Origin of the sequence: Clostridium pascui (genome assembly GCF_016908015.1) — a bacterium.
Classification (GTDB): Bacteria; Bacillota; Clostridia; order Clostridiales; family Clostridiaceae; genus Clostridium_AK; species Clostridium_AK pascui.
This window is the reverse complement of sequence record NZ_JAFBDB010000002.1, coordinates 85,555-102,051: the sequence shown is the minus strand read 5'-3', so window position 1 is coordinate 102,051 and position 16,497 is coordinate 85,555. Positions and strand designations below refer to the sequence as shown.

The following is a 16,497-nucleotide window of genomic DNA, read 5'->3' as shown; positions in this document are numbered from 1 at the left end:
GCTATAGGTTTACATAGCTCTTTTTGTAAACTCTATCTCCTGTTGTTATATATTTATTTATAAATACAAAAAGTTGAGTGTGATTAAAATATATTAATCCATACTCAACTATATATTTAAGCAATTGCATCTATGTCCACATCCCCAACAATAATTGAATTATTAGCACTTTGCTTTGCCTTTGTTGATGCTAAGCTTGCAACGTTTACTAATTTTTTTATTATTTCAAATGTATTTTCTATTTTATTATTATGTATCCTACAACCTGTAATTCCTATTGATGCAGAAACTGCTATATTATTAGTAAACTCATAGGAACTTATAGCCTTTATAACTTTTTCTGCAAGTACCTTACTGTCATCTATAGGATGTGGAGTTAATATTGCAAATTCGTCTCCCGCATACCTGCAAAGATAACATTCGGAACTAATACTTTCCTTTAATACCTCTGCGACATCTTTAAGTATAGCATCTCCATTTATATGACCATACTTCTTATCAATATAACCGAAATTATTTAAATCCATAAATATAATCGTTGTATTCTGTTGACTTTTTATTAATTTATATGCGTTATAAAATAAATAATCATTTTTATACAGTCCTGTAAGTAAATCAATATGTTTTCCTAACTCTATATTTAAAGTTGTTCTTGTTATGTATCCTATGATTTTATTATTATCTCTTATAAGTGCAATATCAATATCTCTATTTAAATCAAATGTTTCTCTAATATCCCATATGTATGTACAACAATCAATACAAATATATTTGTAAGACATAACATCAGCGATTATTCTGTTTGGATGCGCTCCAATTAATTCCTTTTTTGTGACTACACCAGCTAATCTTTCCTCATCATAAACAACAAAGCACTCTGTATCCCTTTCATAGAAAACATCTTGAACCCGCCTTACTCCGCTCAGAAAATCAACTTCCATAAAATTCTTATCCATTATATTTAATACCTTCTGCATCATAAGTCAATAGACTTGCTAACATTAAGAGTTATATTCACTTGAGCTCTTATAATCATTGATTCGTTAGCAATTTTTTCTCCCTCCTCCATAATTATGGGTATAAGTTTATCCTCCGATAACATATTTAATAAAGATCTTCTTACAACAATGGCTTCAACATACTCATGTTCTATCCTAATTATTTCATATTGTTCTGGTGAAAGTATGTCTACCATTCTTCTTGTTGCCTCCGCTCCAATTGGAGCTCGTTTGCCCACTATTAATGCATCCTGCATTGGAGGCATTTCAAATTCTGAAAAGCGCATATTTATTTCTGCTTTTCTACTTCCTTCTATTTTATTTCCCATAGACCTAGCCACCTTCCCTAATACATATAATATATTATCATATTTTGTCTAATTTTTCTATTATATGTATATGTTTTTAATAAATTTTGGATATTTTGTTGTAATATTTACTTTTAAAGTAATATAAAGTCTTTTTTATAGGACTATTGATAATCCTTTTATCTCTCTGTGATATTCCTATATATGTAATTAATGTATTTATATTTATTAAAATCAATTTTTACCCTTATTTTTTAAATAAAGCTATTGGCCTTCAACGTAATTATCCTTTTATTAAAAGCTTTAATGATTATTTTTATTTACTGCTTCATATAAATATATTTGTTTTTTCACCAATACTTTCCATGCAAATACAAATAAAGTATAATTATATGTAAATGAAATCGAAAGGGGAAGTTCTATGTTTGAAGATAAAAGGCATTTTATAAAACAAAATTATATAAAAAAACAAATCCAAGATCTTATTCCTGGCGATATTTTATTACATCCTATTTACAGGTCAGATGGATTAATGCTTATTAATGAAAATAAAAACTTAAACGTTTCTTTAATTAATATAATGAAAAAGCACATATTGCCTGATACCTATGTTTTAGTAGCCCCATCTGTAAAGGATTTTGAAGAATTTCTACAGAATAACAACTACATTAATACTGGATTTAAAAAAGATTTAAATGAAATTATGAAAAAATACAAAAATATTCCTATCTATGAAATTGAAAATTATATTAATTCTAATACTATTAATCCTATTACAAGCATGCTATCAACTTCACCTTATTGGGCCTCTTTAGAAAGCACTTTAGAATCAGAGAATTTAAGAAACCGGGCAATAGACATCAAATCAAACTTATTAACTTTATTTTCAAATAATAACACGTTTATTAATCTTTTCAATAAAATCAAAGACTATGATGATATACTATTAATTCACAGTATAAATACAACCTGTATCTCACTTTTGATTGGACTAACTGTGGAATTGACTAATGATGATTTAATTGAGTTAGCCATTGCAGGATTGTTTTTAAATATAGGCTTTACAGAACTACCTAATAAGGAATATAAGGCTTTTTTAAAAACTCAAGAATACAATCACCCAGCAATGAAAAAGCATCTTGAAGTTTTCTCTAATATGACTTCAAACTCTCCACTTTTACGTAAAAAGTCAATTATTAATGGAATTTTAGATCATCATGAATCTTATAACGGTAAGGGATACCCAAACGGCAAAAGGGGAGAAGAAATAAGTTTGTTTGGCAGAATTCTTCATATAGCTCATGAATACGATGATTTAGTAGGTGGGTATAACTATACAACTGGACTTCTTCCTTCAGAAGCAATTAGATTTGTCTGTGAAAATAAAGACGAGGTACTAGATAATAATATTTTAGGTATATTTCTGCATAGAACTACGTATTTCAAACTAAATAAAACAATACATTTGCCTAATGGTATTGCTGGTAAAATAATTGGCTTTGATAACTATGTTAAATATCCATATCTTCCAATCATCCAGTTAGAAAATGGTAATATAATCAACTTAACTGATAACACCTTTTATAGTATTGACTCTAAATCTAAAATTTAAAAAGTATAATATAATAAGATGGAACTCTATTGTAATTCATAGAATTCCATCTTCAACCTTAATTTATTTAATTATTTTTCCCACTCCTGTGATCTTCCAACTGCTTTATGCCATCCAGCAATAAACTTTTCTCTCTTTTCTTGTTCCATGTTAGGCGTAAAAGTCTTTGAGGTCTTACAGCTTGAACATATATCATCTAAGTCCTTCCAATATTCCACTGCAAGTCCTGCGAGATATGCTGCCCCAAGTGCTGTAGTTTCTATTACCTCTGGTCTTTGAACCGGTGTATCTAATATATCAGCTTGGAACTGCATTAAGAAATTATTAGCACATGCTCCTCCATCAACCTTTAATGTCTGTAATTTTACTCCTGAATCTTCTTCCATAGCTTTTAATACATCATGTGTTTGATATGCTAAAGATTCTAATGCTGCTCTTATAAAGTGTTCCTTCTTAGCCCCTCTTGTAAGACCTACTACAGTTCCTCTTGCATATGCATCCCAATATGGAGCTCCAAGCCCAACAAAGGCTGGTACTATATATACTCCATTGGAATCTTCAACCGCTTCTGCATATTTTTCAGACTCTGCTGCACTTTTAATCATTCTAAGTTCATCACGAATCCACTGAATAACTGCTCCACCTACAAATATACTTCCTTCAAGCGCATATTCTGGAGTTCCATTATAGCAAGCAGCCATAGTTGTAAGTAATCCATTTTTAGATTCTACAGGCTTCTTTCCAGTATTCATAAGCAAGAAACATCCTGTTCCATATGTGTTCTTAGCCATACCTTCTGAACAACAAACCTGTCCGAATAATGCTGCTTGTTGGTCTCCAGCAACTCCACCTATTGTAATTGGTGATCCAAATATAAGTTCATCAGTTTCTCCATAGATAGCACTAGAAGGTTTTACTTCTGGAAGCATTGATTTTGGTATATTAAGTTCTTCTAAAAGTTCATCATCCCATTTTAATTCATGTATATTGTAAAGCATTGTTCTTGAGGCATTTGTATAATCAGTTGCATGAACCTTTCCCTTTGTTAAATTCCAAATTAGCCATGTATCTATATTACCGAAAAGTAATTCTCCATTTTCTGCTTTTTCTCTAGCTCCTGGAACATTATCTAGTATCCATTTAACCTTTGTTCCTGAGAAATATGCATCTAAAATAAGGCCTGTCTTATCCTTTACTACCTTATCAAAACCTTTTCCTCTTAACTCGTCACAATATTCTGCAGTTCTTCTACATTGCCATACAATAGCATTATATACAGGGATCCCTGTTCTCTTATTCCACACTACTACCGTTTCTCTTTGATTCGTAATACCTATGGATGCAATATCAGTTGCATCTAAACTTGCCTTTGCTAATGCTTCTCCTGCAACACCAGCCTGTGTTCCCCAAATTTCCATTGCATTATGCTCAACCCAACCTGCTTTGGGATATATTTGAGTAAATTCTTTTTGTGATACGGCAACTATTTCCCCTTGCTTATTGAATATTATACATCTTGAACTTGTTGTACCTTGATCTAGCGCCATTATATACTTTTCTTTTTCCATCTTATTTTCCTCCCCTTCATTCCCAAATACTTATTTAAAGGTTTTCATACTGTCCAATATTGGTTAATAATATTTACATTAAAAGACTATCACAAATAATATAGCCCCAGCTAATGCTCCTATAATTGGTCCTATAACTGGTATCCATGAATATTCCCAATCAGAATCTCCCTTGCCTGCTATCGGAAGTATTGCATGTGCTATACGAGGTCCTAAATCTCTAGCTGGATTTATAGCATATCCTGTAGGTGCTCCTAAAGAAAGACCTATAACTAATATTAGTAATCCTACCGCTAAAGTTCCAAGTCCATCTGCCATCTTAACTTGACCAAGTCCTAAAATTCCAAATACTAATACAAAAGTACCTATTATTTCAGTTATAAGATTTCCTGTAGTATTTCTTATTGCTGGTGCTGTACAGAATACTCCCAGCTTTGCTGACTTATCTTCTGTTTCTGCCCAATGTGGTAAATAAGCAAGCCATACCAAAGTAGCTCCTGCAATAGCTCCTAAAAATTGAGCTATTATATATCCTGGAACTTGTGCCCAAGAAAATTTCCCAATAGCAGCTAAAGCTATTGTAAGAGCTGGATTAAAATGAGCGCCACTTACAACTCCAAATATAAATGCTGGAATTGCAACTGCACATGCCCAAGCAGCGGTTACAACCATCCATCCGGCATTTTGAGCTTTGCTTTTATTCAAAGCTACACCTGCCACTACTCCATCACCTAGTAGAATTAACATCATTGTCCCTAAAAACTCGCCCATAAGACTAGACATACATACTCCCCCTTAGTCCTTGTTATTTTTTATATTAAATTTATATCTATTTGATATAAATTTAATCGCTGCATATGGTTGAAACCATTTTCATAAAGTAGATTTAATAAGGAGCGTAAAAAAGCCATTACTAAGAAAAGGATAATATCCTTTTCCTAATAATGGCTCTCATATCTCCGCCCAAATATTTTATTTTTAAAAATATTTTCTGAAAAATCTCTATATTTATATTATATACTACCTAGTTCATTTTTGCAATACTTTTGGTAGCAATTACATTAACTCCTGTTCCAGCAACATTTGTTAGTATAATATCTCCAATATTTACGGGAGCTTCTACAACTACACCTCTAAGTTCTTCTATGCATTGCATAATTTTATTTTTTGGAATATCTGATTTTGTTTTCACAGAAACTGCGTCAATTTCTCCATTTCCTACTTTAACAGATGAAGTAACTATTCTTGTAGGATTAGTACATTCTCTTTCTGCATAATTTTTTCCTATTAGACATGTATTTCCCTTTACATCTACTACCATTCCATCTTCTAGTGTTACTTCTAGCATACAGCCTACTGGACAACCAATGCAGGTTAATTCTCTCTTTTCACTCATAACTATTACTCTCCTTCCACCTTAACAGTAATATTCTTACAATCTGGATGTTTTTCAAATAATGCTTTTGTAAGTTTTACTGTTTCCATTTCCCCTGGAGTAAGTATTCTTTTCTTTATATGCATTTCTCTTACTTCATCAAAGTAAATAGAAATATAATTATCTTTATAAACATCTCCAACTCTAAATCTTAAATCTATTAACTTATTTATATTTTCCGGGTTAATAAACTTAGGAACTGTATATCTAGCTCCATTTGTTGCAATTACCTCTATTCCAGTCTTATTAAAAGTTTGTCCGTTTATATATCTTGCAGCATTTTTTCCTGCACTTACACTTTCCTCTGTAACATAATCAACTAAGTCATGAACATGAAGTACATTTCCGCAAGCAAAAACTCCTTCAATGTTAGTTTGAAGACTTTCGTTAACTATCGGACCTCCTGTAACTTGTGACAACTCCACATCAGCCTTTGCAGACAATTCATTTTCTGGAACAAGACCTACTGATAAAAGTAGAGTATCACAAGGAATATACTCCTCTGTTCCTTTTATAGGTTTACGATTCTCATCCACCTTTGCTATAGTAACCCCTTCAAGTCTATCTTTTCCTTTTATATCAGTAACAGTGTGAGCAAGCTTTAATGGAATACCAAAATCATCTAAACATTGAACAATATTTCTCTTAAGTCCTCCTGAATATGGCATAAGTTCAACAACAGCCTTAACCTTAGCACCTTCTAGAGTCATTCTTCTTGCCATTATAAGTCCTATATCTCCAGAACCAAGAATAACTACTTCCTTACCTGGCATGTATCCATCAATATTTACGAACTTTTGAGCAGCTCCTGCAGAATATATACCTGCACATCTGCTTCCTGGTATGTTTATAGCCCCTCTTGGTCTTTCACGACATCCCATAGCTAGAATTATAGATTTTGCTTTAATTTCTAAAATACCATCTTCTTCATTAACTGCTGTTATAATTTTATCTTTATTTATATCTATAACCATAGTATTTAACTTATATGGTACATTCATTTCTTTTACTTTATCTACAAATCTTTCAGCATACTCTGGTCCTGTAAGCTCTTCTTTAAAAGTATGAAGCCCGAATCCATTATGAATACATTGATTTAGTATTCCTCCGAGGCAATTATCTCTCTCTAATATTAATATATCTTCTATTCCTTCTTCCCTTGCTCCTATTGCAGCAGCAAGACCTGCAGGACCTCCACCTATTATTACTATATCATGCTGTCTCATTTTCCACTCCCCCAAACTATATTTCCTTATTTCTTCCTATTAGCAGCCTAGAGTTTCCACCAAACTTAGTGATCTCAATTTCAGGTACATTTAATTCCCTTGATAGGATTGAAACTATCTTTGTTGAGCAGAAACCTGATTGGCATCTTCCCATACCCGCTCTTGTTCTTCTTTTAACTCCGTCTAAGTCTCTTGCCCCAAGTGGTCTTCTTATAGCACTTAGTATTTCACCTTCTGTTACTGTTTCACATCTGCATACCATTTTGCCGTAAGATGAATCTTTATTTATTAGATTCCTTCTTTCTTCATTATCCATTTCCCTAAACTTAGGAATTCCTTGTCTTATAGGATTAAATTTTTCATTTCTAGCTGGAGACAATTTTTCGACCACTATGCCTTCAACCATTTTTGCTATGGCAGGTGCACTTGAAAGTCCTGGTGATTCTATCCCAGCTACATTTATAAATCCTTCTACATCTTCAGCTTCTCCTATTATAAAATCATCCGCTGTGCTGTGAGCTCTAAGTCCTGAAAAGGAAGTGATGACTTGTCTCATTGGTATCTCCTTTAGTGTCATCTTAGCTTTATTTAATATACCATCTAAGCCATCTTGAGTTGTGCCCATATCAGTTCTATCTTGTACATCTACTGCATTGGGTCCTATAAGTAAGTTTCCATCCACAGTAGGCGTTACTAGTACTCCTTTACCCATCTTTGTTGGTAGCTGGAAAAGAGTTCTTGTTGCCATAGCACCAGCTGCTTTATCAAAAAGGCAATATTCTCCTTTTCTAGCTATGATATTTATTTTATTTTTACTTATCATATTATTTAAATCATCTGCAAATAATCCAGCTGCATTTATAACTACTTTGCTTTTAAAACTACCTTCACTAGTTTCAATAATAAACCCATCTTCAACTTTTTCTATATTTTTAACTTCAGTATTAAGTTTAAATTCTACTCCATTTGAATATGCATTTTCAGCATAAGCTATAGTCATCTCATAAGGACATACAATTCCTCCAGTTGGTGCATATAAAGCTGCTACTACATTTTCATTTATGCTTGGCTCTAATTTCAGTACTTCTTCTTTATTTAATATTTCAATTCCTGGTACGGCATTATTCTCACCTTTTACTTTTAGTTCCTCTAATTTATCAACATCATTTTCATCAAAGCATAGCACTAAAGAACCATTTCTCTTAAATGGGAAATCTAATTCCTTTGAAAGCATATCAAACATAGCATTTCCTTTTGCATTTAGCTTTCCTTTTAAAGTATTTGGCTTTGCATCAAAGCCTGCATGTACTATCCCACTATTAGCCTTAGATGTGCCTGCTGCTACATCTGAGTCCTTTTCTAGTACACAAATATTTAAATTATATCTTGATAGCTCTCTTGCAATACTACAACCTATAACCCCAGCTCCAACAATGACTATATCAAACATATTTTTTCCTCCCTCTTTATTCAAAAAGAGCCATGACTTAAAAGGATATTTAACTATATCCTTTAAAATCATGGCTCTCTATACTCTGCCTTTTAGTATTATATTATGTATTTATTATAGCATTATACTTTTTTGTAGTCAAGCACTCCGCAGACAGTTTATAACATGTTTTCTTTTACATATTCCATATATATTCTTTGCTTGTAGATATCCCTAATGCTCCTGCATTGATACTTCCTATTACATCTTCCTTATCACTTATTAGTCCTCCTGTAATTATAGGAACATTTACCTGCCTTTTTATCTCCTTTGTTATCTTAGGCATAACCCCTGGCATAACCTCTATAGCGTCTGGCCTTACAGTATTTATAGAATGTATCCCACTTTTTAGTGATAAATTATCTATTATAAACAATCGCTGTATAGCAAAGATTCCAAGCTCCTTAGCTATTTTTATTAAATTAGATTTAGTAGTTATTATTCCATCTGGTTTTATATTTTCTTTTATGTAGGTTAGTGCATAGGAATCTCTTGCAAATCCCTCCATTAAATCTACATGTATATATATCTTCTTATTTTCTGCTTTTACTCTACTAACTATATCTTTAATATTGCATATATTTCCTGTAAGTAAAAAAATCACTTCACAAGGGGATTTTATAGCCTTCTCTAGAGTAACCAGGTCCTTCACAGCAGCTATTATCGGATTAATACTCAATCTATCATAAAAATCATTTTTCACACTTTCCACTCCCCATCATCTTTGTAATACCATTATAGCAAAAATATTTTAATAATAGTAAATAAAAAAAGTCTCTAGTAATTAATTTGCTCTAGAGACTTTATTCTTATCTAAGTTTTCTTCTTATATACTAAACTTATCTATAATAATTTTTAGATTATCTGCAAATTCTTTTAATTTACGTAAATGTGAATATACATAGTATAGACTTACTATTTTTTCAAAGTAACCACCACTAACTCTGGTCGATTAAAAACTCGGAGAGGAAAAATACTATTTCCTAACCCTCGGCTTACAACCATTGATGTTTCTCCATCATTGTATACTCCACCTGTGTATTTGGGGAATAAGCCTTGATTTGGTGCAACTAGTCCACCAATAAATGGAACCCTGATTTGTCCTCCATGTGCATGCCCACTAAAAACTAAATTAACATTTATCTCTTTATATATGCTAAATTGTTCTGGTCTATGAGAAAGTAAAATATTAAAATTGGTATCTATATTTTTAAATAATTCTTCAAGACCATTTTTAATATACTCTCTGTTATCACCCCAAAGATAAGTTCCTTCGCTCTGCTGTATTGCAGGGTCAGCTATTCCCATTAGACCAATACTATTTCCTCCTTGATTTAATACAGCATAGGAATTATCGATATTTATTACATTTAGCTCTTCCAATTTTTCTTTTAGTTCATCATATTCTCCCGACAATTGCTCATGGTTTCCTGAAACATAGTATGTAGGTGCTATTTTAACCATTTGCTGTACAAATTCTACTGCTATATCAATTCTAGTATTCCGCCTATCAATTAAATCTCCAGTTATTACAATGATATCAGGATTAATTTCTTTAACTTTTTTTGATAATTTATCATGATAATTTTTATTGTGTAAATCTGAAATCTGAACAATTTTATAGTTATAAAAACCCTTAGGAACTTTTAAATTTCTATATTCATAAGTTGATATAACAATATCATTATTTTGCCATATAAAAAATATAACTAAACCTATAATTATAAAGAATATTATGAAATGGTTTCTGCTTCTTTTTGATTTGAGTTTCATTTAAAAACCTCACCATACTTTCCTTAATCTACACCTTATAATTATACTATTATGTTTAATCAATCTTCAACAACACTTACTTTACTTGTGCTGCTACTAGATGCATAGCAGCAAATAAAAAAACTCGTGAAAGTACGAAAGGTTTTTCCTTTATTACTCTCACGAGGCTCAATCAAGCTTTATTATTGATTATAAAAATTGTATTTATCTAAAACTTATTCCACTGTAACTGATTTTGCTAAATTTCTTGGTTTATCAACGTCGCAGCCCTTCTGAACTGCTGAATAATAAGAGAATAATTGAAGTGGTATTACTGAAAGTAATGGAGCAAATAATGGATTTATTCTTGGTAAATAAATTGCTGAATCCACTGTTTTTTCTATGCTTTCATTTCCTTCAAATGCTATTCCAAGCACATTAGCTCCTCTTGTTTTAACTTCCTTTACGTTGCTTACCATTTTATCAAATAAATCATCTTGAGTTGCTAATGCAACAACTATAGTTCCATCTTCTATTAAAGCTATTGGGCCGTGCTTTAATTCTCCACCTGCATATGCTTCTGAGTGTATATATGATATTTCCTTAAGCTTCAAGGATCCTTCCATAGCTACCGCATAATCAAGTCCTCTTCCCAAGAAGAACATATCTTTATGCATGTATGTCTTTGCTGCAAACTTTTGTATTACTTCTTTATGCTTTAAGCACTCTTCTGCTTTTTCAGGTAGTGTAAGCATTTCTTCTTTTAAGCTTTCTAACTCTTCTTCACTTAAAGTTTTCTTATGCTGAGCAAAGTATAAAGCAATTATATACATAGCTATAAGCTGAGTTTCATAAGCCTTTGTTGATGCAACTGCAATTTCTGGTCCTGCCCAAGTATATAATACATCATCTGCTTCTCTTGAAACTGAACTTCCCACTACATTAGTTACAGCAATAACTCTTGCTCCACGAATTCTAGCTTCTCTTAATGCTGCTAAAGTATCTGCTGTTTCACCAGATTGACTTATAACTATCATTAATGTCTTTTCATCTATTATAGGATTTCTATATCTAAATTCTGAAGCTATATCTATTTCAACTGGTATTCTTGCTAACTTTTCTATAACATATTTCCCAACTACTCCTGCATGATAAGCAGTTCCGCATGCTACTATATAAATCTTTGATATATTTTCTATCTGATCATGAGTTATAGTTATATCGTCAAGAGTAATTGGTTTTCCAGGCATAACTCTTGATGTCATAGTATCCTTTATAACCTTTGGTTGCTCATGAATTTCCTTTAGCATGAAATCTTCATATCCGCCCTTTTCAGCAGCATCGGCATTCCATGTTACATGATATATATCCTTTTTTATTTCTTCCTTGTCTTCTGTAAATAGCTTTATACCATCTCTTGTCATTAAAACAAATTCTTTATCATTTAAAAGATAAATATCTCTTGTATGATTTAATACTGCTGGTATATCAGAAGCAATAAAACACTCATCTTTTCCAAGTCCTACAATAAGTGGACTGTCTTTTCTTACTGCTACAAGTTTATCAGGTTCTTTACTACATACAACACCTATAGCATAGCTTCCTTCCATTTTAGAAACTGCCTTCATAACTGCATCTAATAAGTCACCTTTATAGTAGTAATCTACTAAATGAGGTATAACTTCTGTATCTGTTTCAGATAAGAACTTATATCCCTTAGAAGTTAACCATTCTCTTAAATTTATATAATTTTCAATTATACCATTATGAACAACACTTATAGTTTCATCTGAATTACTATGAGGATGAGAATTTAAGTCAGATGGCTCACCATGAGTAGCCCATCTTGTATGACCAATTCCAAGTGTTCCGTTTAATGGAGTATTATTTAACTTTGCTTCTAAATTTGCAAGTCTGCCTTTGCATTTTACTACATTGATATCATCACTATCGGGGTCCATTATAGCAACACCTGATGAATCATATCCCCTATATTCTAATTTTGAAAGCCCTTCAACTAAAAGTGAAGACGCCTGTCTTTTGCCTATATAACCTACTATTCCGCACATAATTTATTCTTCCTTTCAAATTTAATTTAATATGATATACCTTAGGTATATGAAAGTTTTTAACACCTGGCTTATTTTGTGTCTAAAATCGCTTTTAGATTTTATAAGCCGTTAACGGTAGTGCGATACCGTGGGGCACCCGCCGAAGATTCGATACTCCCCATCCTCGTCAACTCCAATGGAGTCCTGGCGCTTTAAATTTAAATCATCCAAAATTTCCTACTTAACTATCACCCCTTTTGTCCTTTTTAATAAAAAGGCATCTAATTCATTATATTTTTTATATTGAATTTGGTCAATGGTAAATGAAAATTTAATAAAAACTTCAGAAATAGTTTTAGTGAACATCTTTTTTATTATAAGATGTTCACTATACATACTTTTAATTATTGATTTGCCTTCTGTTCTATTAATTTAGCTAAGGAGTGTGCTATTTCATCTATTTCAGATTGATCTTCTCCTTCAAGCATTACTCTCACTAATGGCTCTGTTCCTGATGGTCTTATTAGAACCCTTCCGTTACCTTTCATTTTATCTTCTATACCTTTAATTTCTGATGCTATTTCTTCATCTGTTATATATATATCTTTTTTATCATTAGGTATCCTTGCATTTACAAGTACTTGAGGAAGTTCTTTCATTACAGAAGCAAGTTCCGATAACTTCTTACCAGTGTTTTTTATAATAGCTGATAATTGAAGTCCTGTAATAAGCCCATCTCCAGTTGTATTATAATCTAAGAAAATAATATGTCCTGATTGTTCTCCTCCAATTTTATACCCATCCTTAACCATTTCTTCAAGCACGTATCTATCCCCTACCTTAGTAGTTATAAAATTGATGCCTTCTCTTTTCATGGCTATATGCATACCTAGATTACTCATAACAGTTATAACTATAGTATCCTTATCTAGTTTTCCTGTATCCTTCATATGCTTACCACAAATGGACATTATAAAATCTCCATTTATTAATTTTCCATTTTCATCTACTGCTAAACATCTATCTGCATCCCCGTCAAAAGCTAATCCTAGGTCACATCCTTTTTTTACAACGTAATCCATTAGCTCTTCAGGGTGAGTAGATCCACAGTTCTTATTTATATTGAATCCATCGGGATCATTATTTATAACTACTACTTCTGCTCCTAATGCCCTAAAGGTTTGAACTGCTGTTTCATAAGCTGCTCCATTGGCACAATCTAGTGCAACCTTTAATCCCTTTAGATTTGTATCTATAGTAGACTTTGCAAATTCTATATAATCTTCTATAGCCGCTTCTTCAACAATCTTTCTTCCTATATTTTCTCCTATAGGTGAAGGTACTCCTTCAAAGTTTTCTTCTATTACAGCTTGTATCTTATCTTCTAAATCATCAGAAAGTTTATATCCATTTTTGTTAAAAAACTTTATCCCATTATATTCAACTGGATTATGAGATGCTGAAATTACCACCCCTGCATCTGCTCCATATTTTCTTGTTAAATATGCTATAGCTGGAGTTGGTACAATCCCTACACAAACTGCCTCAGCTCCTACAGAGAGTATGCCTGCTACTAATGCGCTTTCAAGCATATGTCCTGATATTCTTGTATCCATTCCTACTAAGATTTTAGGCTTATGAGTACCTTCTGTTAATATATGTGCACCTGCTCTTCCTAAATCGTATGCAAGTCTTGATGTAAGTTCTTGGTTTGCTATACCTCTTACTCCATCCGTTCCAAACATTCTATCCATAGATAATACCTCTCTCTTCTATGTTTTATGTAATATAAGTTTATGCAATTTTATTGTTAAAATTCAAACATATAGACCTATTATAATACAATTTATATATTATCTCAACAGAATGCCTGTTAGTTAATTCGACAAAAGTAAAGGTCCGGCGCTACCGCCAGACCTTTATAATCACATATAATTATTTATATTCTTTTGCTTTTTCTTCTCCAGATAGTACTCTTATTGCTCCTTGAGCTAATGCTAATAATTCATCTTCTCCAGGATATGGTACTACAGGAGCCATAAATTCAACCATCTTTTTAATTTCAGCTACTACATATTTACTGTAAGCAATTCCTCCAGTTAATATTATAGCGTCTATTTTACCAGCTAGAACGGCTGCACATTTTCCTATTTCTTTACCCATTTGATATATAAATGCATCTAATATAAGCTTATATTCCTTATATTCTTCGCCGCCTTCTAATCCTTTATTTTCAACATCTCTAAAGTCATTTGTTCCAAGGTATGCTACTGTACCACCTTTTCCATTTATCTTTTTAATCATTTCTGGTAAAGTATATTTTCCTGAGTAACAAAGTCTTACTAGATCTCCTATTGGAACTCCGCCACTTCTTTCTGGTGAAAATGGACCTTCTCCATCTAATGCATTGTTTACATCAACGATTCTTCCATTTTTATGTGCTCCAACAGATGAACCACCACCCATGTGAGCTACTATTAAGTTTACATCTGCATAATCTTTTCCGTGTTCTTTAGCATATTTTCTTGCAACAGCTTTTTGATTTAAAGCATGGAATATACTAGTTCTTTCTATTTCTGGCATACCAGAAATTCTTGCTATATCTTGAAGTTCATCTACAACAACTGGATCTACTATAAATGATGGTATATTAAGTGAAGTAGCAATTTCATTTGCAATTATTCCACCTAAGTTTGAAGCATGCTGTCCACGTACGCTTACTTTAAGATCATGAAGCATAGCATCATTTACAGCATATGTGCCTCCTTCGATAGGTTTTAAGAGTCCGCCTCTTCCTACTACTGCACTTAAAGTAGCTATATCAAATCCCTTTTCCTTTAGTACATTTAATATAACTTCTTGTCTAAACTGAAACTGATCATATACTGTTTCATATCTTCCTATTTCCTCTGAAGAATGTCTTAAAGTTTCTTCAAATAGTAAATTTTCATCTTCAAATACACCTATTTTTGTAGAAGTAGAACCTGGGTTTATTATCAATAATTTGTATGACATTTTGTTACCTCCATATATTATAATTATAAATTATTTCTTCATATTGTCAGCTACTAATGCTGCAAGAGCTATTGAATACATCTTTGTTTCATGACTATCATTTCTAGAAGTTAATACAACTGGTGCAGTTGTTCCTACAAGTAAGCATCCATTTTTAGAATCAGTTGTATAAGTTAAAGTCTTATACATTATGTTACCTGCATGGATATTTGGAAGTAATAATACATCTGCCTTACCTGCTACTTCCCCTGTAACCTTCTTATGTTTTGCAGCTTCTTCAGATAATGCATTGTCAAGTGCGAAAGGTCCATCTACAACGCATCCCTTAATCTGTCCTCTATCACTCATCTTTGCAAGTAAAGAAGCGTCTATAGTTTCAGGCATCTTTGGATTTACAACTTCTACAGCACATACTGCTGCAACTTTAGGTTTTTCTATTCCAAGAGCATGTGCAACTGATGCAGCATTATGTATTATATCAACTTTCTCCTTAAGTTCAGGATATGTATTAAAAGCAACATCTGTTAATAATAATAATCTATCAAATTTTTCTGTTTCAAAAACTGCTACGTGGGACATAGTTTTTCCTGTTCTTAGTCCAATTTCTTTATTTAAAACAGATCTTAAGAAAGTTGCTGTATCAACTAAACCTTTCATTAACATATCTGCTTTTCCTGTAGATACTAATTCTACAGCCTTTAAGGATGCTTTTGCAACGTTTGGCTCGTCTATTATTTCAAAGTCACTTAAATTCATTCCTATTTTGTCCGCTATCTTTTCTATTTCTTCTTTGTGACCTACTAATATAGCATCAGCAATACCATTCTTCTTTGCATCTCTAACTGCTTCAAGAACTGGTTCATCTTGTGCTACAGCTACTGCTACTTTTTTAGTTTCAAGACTTTTAAGCTTTTGTAAAACTTCATCAAAACTTCTAATCATTGAAATACACCTCTTTAAAATTATTTATGATTGATAAATTTTTAACTATCTAAACTGTTATAATATCTCATGTTTATTGTATCAAATATTTTCATAAAATC

General features: G+C 32.2%; 14 protein-coding genes. 1 reads left to right on the top strand and 13 read right to left on the bottom strand.

Translation table 11 applies throughout. The features are described 5' to 3' along the window. Positions 1-116 precede the first annotated feature (116 nt). Complete coding sequence (locus JOC70_RS05650) at positions 117-956, bottom strand: diguanylate cyclase (RefSeq protein ID WP_243429055.1); 840 nt, start codon at positions 954-956, stop codon at positions 117-119. A 20-nt stretch (positions 957-976) separates the two neighbouring features. Continuing rightward, entirely contained in the window at positions 977-1,327 is a 351-nt protein-coding gene (locus JOC70_RS05645) for a hypothetical protein (protein WP_035306597.1), read from the bottom strand. Between the two features lie 400 nt (positions 1,328-1,727). On the opposite strand from JOC70_RS05645, the gene JOC70_RS05640 reads away from it, so the two are divergent. Beyond that, positions 1,728-2,918 carry an HD-GYP domain-containing protein gene (locus JOC70_RS05640; RefSeq protein ID WP_204597917.1) on the top strand — a complete coding sequence of 397 codons (1,191 nt, stop codon included), beginning with the start codon at positions 1,728-1,730 and terminating at the stop codon, positions 2,916-2,918. A 71-nt stretch (positions 2,919-2,989) separates the two neighbouring features. Here JOC70_RS05640 and glpK read toward each other — a convergent pair whose 3' ends face one another. The 11 genes from glpK to ptb form a co-directional block, all read right to left on the bottom strand. Next, the gene (gene glpK / locus JOC70_RS05635; protein ID WP_204597916.1) at positions 2,990-4,486 is read right to left on the bottom strand and encodes a glycerol kinase GlpK; all 1,497 of its coding nucleotides are present in this window, start codon (positions 4,484-4,486) and stop codon (positions 2,990-2,992) included. A gap of 78 nt (positions 4,487-4,564) precedes the next feature. Beyond that, positions 4,565-5,269: an MIP/aquaporin family protein gene (locus tag JOC70_RS05630; RefSeq protein WP_204597915.1), complete on the bottom strand. Its 705-nt coding sequence runs from the start codon at positions 5,267-5,269 to the stop codon at positions 4,565-4,567. 241 nt (positions 5,270-5,510) lie between these two features. Next, positions 5,511-5,882 (bottom strand): DUF1667 domain-containing protein, encoded by a 372-nt coding sequence (locus JOC70_RS05625; protein ID WP_204597914.1) that lies wholly within the window; start codon positions 5,880-5,882, stop codon positions 5,511-5,513. 5 nt (positions 5,883-5,887) lie between these two features. Beyond that, complete coding sequence (locus tag JOC70_RS05620) at positions 5,888-7,147, bottom strand: NAD(P)/FAD-dependent oxidoreductase (RefSeq protein WP_204597913.1); 1,260 nt, start codon at positions 7,145-7,147, stop codon at positions 5,888-5,890. 16 nt (positions 7,148-7,163) lie between these two features. Beyond that, a complete protein-coding gene (locus JOC70_RS05615; protein ID WP_204597912.1) occupies positions 7,164-8,597 on the bottom strand; it encodes an NAD(P)/FAD-dependent oxidoreductase in 1,434 nt (477 codons plus the stop codon). Positions 8,598-8,772: 175 nt separating this feature from the next. Continuing rightward, entirely contained in the window at positions 8,773-9,339 is a 567-nt protein-coding gene (locus JOC70_RS05610; protein ID WP_204597911.1) for a glycerol-3-phosphate responsive antiterminator, read from the bottom strand. 212 nt (positions 9,340-9,551) lie between these two features. Continuing rightward, positions 9,552-10,409: a metallophosphoesterase gene (locus JOC70_RS05605; RefSeq protein WP_204597910.1), complete on the bottom strand. Its 858-nt coding sequence runs from the start codon at positions 10,407-10,409 to the stop codon at positions 9,552-9,554. A gap of 215 nt (positions 10,410-10,624) precedes the next feature. Then, positions 10,625-12,457 carry a glutamine--fructose-6-phosphate transaminase (isomerizing) gene (gene glmS / locus JOC70_RS05600; protein WP_204597909.1) on the bottom strand — a complete coding sequence of 611 codons (1,833 nt, stop codon included), beginning with the start codon at positions 12,455-12,457 and terminating at the stop codon, positions 10,625-10,627. 386 nt (positions 12,458-12,843) lie between these two features. Beyond that, a complete protein-coding gene (gene glmM, locus JOC70_RS05595; RefSeq protein ID WP_204597908.1) occupies positions 12,844-14,193 on the bottom strand; it encodes a phosphoglucosamine mutase in 1,350 nt (449 codons plus the stop codon). 181 nt (positions 14,194-14,374) lie between these two features. Continuing rightward, on the bottom strand, positions 14,375-15,454 hold the full coding sequence (buk, locus tag JOC70_RS05590) for a butyrate kinase (RefSeq protein WP_204597907.1): 1,080 nt from the start codon (positions 15,452-15,454) through the stop codon (positions 14,375-14,377). A gap of 30 nt (positions 15,455-15,484) precedes the next feature. Next, positions 15,485-16,396, bottom strand: a complete 912-nt coding sequence (gene ptb, locus JOC70_RS05585; RefSeq protein WP_204597906.1) for a phosphate butyryltransferase — start codon at positions 16,394-16,396, stop codon at positions 15,485-15,487. Positions 16,397-16,497 lie beyond the last annotated feature (101 nt).

Bases quoted from the DNA above. Each gene is read 5' to 3' on its own strand.
- JOC70_RS05650 (WP_243429055.1), bottom strand. From the start codon at position 956: ATGGATAAGAATTTTATGGAAGTTGATTTTCTGAGCGGAGTAAGGCGG.
- JOC70_RS05645 (WP_035306597.1), bottom strand. From the start codon at position 1,327: ATGGGAAATAAAATAGAAGGAAGTAGAAAAGCAGAAATAAATATGCGC.
- JOC70_RS05640 (WP_204597917.1), top strand. From the start codon at position 1,728: ATGTTTGAAGATAAAAGGCATTTTATAAAACAAAATTATATAAAAAAA.
- glpK (WP_204597916.1), bottom strand. From the start codon at position 4,486: ATGGAAAAAGAAAAGTATATAATGGCGCTAGATCAAGGTACAACAAGT.
- JOC70_RS05630 (WP_204597915.1), bottom strand. From the start codon at position 5,269: ATGTCTAGTCTTATGGGCGAGTTTTTAGGGACAATGATGTTAATTCTA.
- JOC70_RS05625 (WP_204597914.1), bottom strand. From the start codon at position 5,882: ATGAGTGAAAAGAGAGAATTAACCTGCATTGGTTGTCCAGTAGGCTGT.
- JOC70_RS05620 (WP_204597913.1), bottom strand. From the start codon at position 7,147: ATGAGACAGCATGATATAGTAATAATAGGTGGAGGTCCTGCAGGTCTT.
- JOC70_RS05615 (WP_204597912.1), bottom strand. From the start codon at position 8,597: ATGTTTGATATAGTCATTGTTGGAGCTGGGGTTATAGGTTGTAGTATT.
- JOC70_RS05605 (WP_204597910.1), bottom strand. From the start codon at position 10,409: ATGAAACTCAAATCAAAAAGAAGCAGAAACCATTTCATAATATTCTTT.
- glmS (WP_204597909.1), bottom strand. From the start codon at position 12,457: ATGTGCGGAATAGTAGGTTATATAGGCAAAAGACAGGCGTCTTCACTT.
- glmM (WP_204597908.1), bottom strand. From the start codon at position 14,193: ATGGATAGAATGTTTGGAACGGATGGAGTAAGAGGTATAGCAAACCAA.
- buk (WP_204597907.1), bottom strand. From the start codon at position 15,454: ATGTCATACAAATTATTGATAATAAACCCAGGTTCTACTTCTACAAAA.
- ptb (WP_204597906.1), bottom strand. From the start codon at position 16,396: ATGATTAGAAGTTTTGATGAAGTTTTACAAAAGCTTAAAAGTCTTGAA.